This is a genomic window from Cupriavidus sp. 05L411 (genome assembly GCF_056398045.1).
In genome coordinates this window covers 1-2444 of sequence record NZ_JBFTOQ010000111.1, presented here as the reverse complement: position 1 = coordinate 2444, position 2444 = coordinate 1, and the positions used below count along the sequence as shown (strand labels likewise).

At 50.2% G+C, this 2444-nt stretch carries 1 protein-coding gene and 1 pseudogene; both read left to right on the top strand.

Annotation, left to right across the window (positions count from 1 at the left end):
* A pseudogene (locus AC1DQR_RS40105) lies at nucleotides 1-1027 on the top strand (hemagglutinin repeat-containing protein); the annotation flags it as partial.
* A gap of 504 nt (nucleotides 1028-1531) precedes the next feature.
* On the top strand, nucleotides 1532-2071 hold the full coding sequence (locus AC1DQR_RS40100; RefSeq protein ID WP_477135122.1) for a hypothetical protein: 540 nt from the start codon (nucleotides 1532-1534) through the stop codon (nucleotides 2069-2071).
* Nucleotides 2072-2444: the final 373 nt, after the last annotated feature.

Here is a 2444-nt window from a genome sequence, read left to right as displayed (position 1 = left end):
GAGCATCGATACCGGCAATGCGGGGTTGAATGAAGCGCTCGGCAACGTGGCGGCGAACATTGCAGCGGGTGGCTTTGGTGCCGTCGTGGGTGGTGGATCGGGGGCAGCGACGGCAGCGAATGTGGATCGGTTCAATCGGCAGTTGCATCAAAGCGAGTATGACTTCGCCAAGAAGAACGCCAAGGTCGTCGCACAGAAACTCGGGATTTCGGAGCAGGAGGCCGAGGGCCGGATTGTGGCAGAGATCCTTCGTAATTCCGACAAGCAGACAGCGGAAGCATCAGGTGAAAAGCACGACTACGAAGTGCGGAGCATTGTTGGTTGTCAAAACCTGAACTGCGACGGATACAAGAACGATCCACAGTACTCGAGTCACGAGTACAACAGCCAGTACATCGCAAGCAATCAGAGTACATACAACAAAGGTCAGACACAACTGGGCCGCGGGCTGACTTACAGTGAGCTTGTGACTATCAACATGAAAAAAGATCCCGTTGGGACAACGATCGCCGGCGCTGGGATGGTCGGCCTTGGTATTGTTACTGCCGGAGGAGTCCCTACGGTTGCGGGAATGGGAGTAGGTGGTGTGCTCGGCGGCTCAGCAAATGCGACCATGCAGTATTTTTTCACGAGATCCGTCGATCCCAGAGATGTTGCGATGGGCGTGGCTACCGGAGCCTTGACCTATGGGACCGCACTGGTGCCAAGCTTGCTGACCAATACGGGCGGGGCCCTTTCCCTGTCCGCATTGAAGAGGGAAAATCCAAACTTGAGCATGGCTGGCGCTGCAATTGGTACGACAATTGGCTTTGGGCTGGGTACAGTCACCGAGAGTAGCTTGAACAAGGTACTCAACCCATGGTACCGCGAGGAGTGGAAAAATGTTGGATTCGGGATGTCGATGTTTGTCCCAAAGAGTCCCTTGCCCGCCATCTTTGGTACCACCACAAGTAGCTTTGGTCAGGAGGCTATGGGCAATGCGACGAACATCATCATGACCAGGCCCATCACAGGGGGTAGTAGATGACGGAAAATATAGGGAGTAAATTGGTTGCTTGGCTCAAAGTTTTGGCCATCTGTCTTCTTGTTTACTTCACGGTGGCTAGTTTTTTCTTGCTATTCGTCATTCCAATTCTAAGGTCTCATATGTTCAACATACCGTATGGTCTCCCTTTCGCGRAAGACTACATTCGTTTCGCGAAAGCATCTACGGTCCTCGCATCGATCACCACAATAGTAATTTGGTTCGCGAGAGCACGAGGCATTGACCGATAGCGGCTGCGTTCCATAACGTGGAATCCCACGAAAAATGTTAGCGTTGACTCATCGCGCCTTGCAACTGAAAATGATTCTCTTCAATCGACAGTTGCACCAAAGTTAGTACGTCTTTTCGAATTAAAGTACCAATGTCTTCGAAAGGAAGATTCCGATCACGAATGACAAGGGCAGAGTACGATTCAACCAATTTCAAAAAAAAGACCCTATTGGAAATATAGTTGCACGTGCTGGCGGCGGAATCTTTGCGGATTTAGTGCTGGGACCAGATATTCTTGCGTCAAAAGTTGGCGCAGGTCTCATTGGTGCCAGTTTTAATGCGGCGTCCCAGTATGTCCAGAACGGCTCTATCAATCCGGTGGATGTTGGGGTGAACTTTGTCACGGGGACATCTGGCGCTTACGGTGGATTCTGGTGGAATTTCGGCGTACATGCCGCTGGAGGGGCGGCCAATACAGCAATCAACAACTCTCTTCACAACAAGAACGATACCATAACATTTGGAGCGATAGCAAATGCAACCGCAGCAGGAATCGGATTTGGAATGGGTAAAATAGCCGAACCAGCAATTGGTTGCACCCTCAGATCCACGCTGACCAAAGGAGATTTAGCACCTGCAGGTGCCTGGCTAGGAACACCCGTATGGAGCATGTTCGGAAAAAATTCGTCGCCTGCAATTGGCTCGTCCATTGGCGGCGGCGTTGCGACTGAGGCGGCTAGCTCCGCGATTAATAATATCGAATTAAACCAAAAAAACAGACGATTAAGAGATTATTATTCTCCTTTTTCATATTAATATCCGGATCCATTATTTGCATGGCTCCAATCAAGGCATCGATCGTCCTACTAGCACAGATTTGGTATGACGGAAAATATCAATGGAGTATGGCAGATCTTCGATTCATCTTGATTAGGGGATTGCTTATGGGGTTTATTTTCTGCATCATCGGCTACGTCCGATACAAGAGAAACTAACAACATACGGACGCATTTCTACGACATTGGCACTCAGTCAATTACCGGCGTTGTTGCATAAATCGGACTTAAAAACACAGAGACTCCTGTGATCCGAAATTCAGACGATGTGGACGGACTTCGGGCGTGCAAGAGCCGCCATGCGGTTAAGCACGCCTACGCGGATCGCCACTTCTGTTGCTTGCGAGCCGATG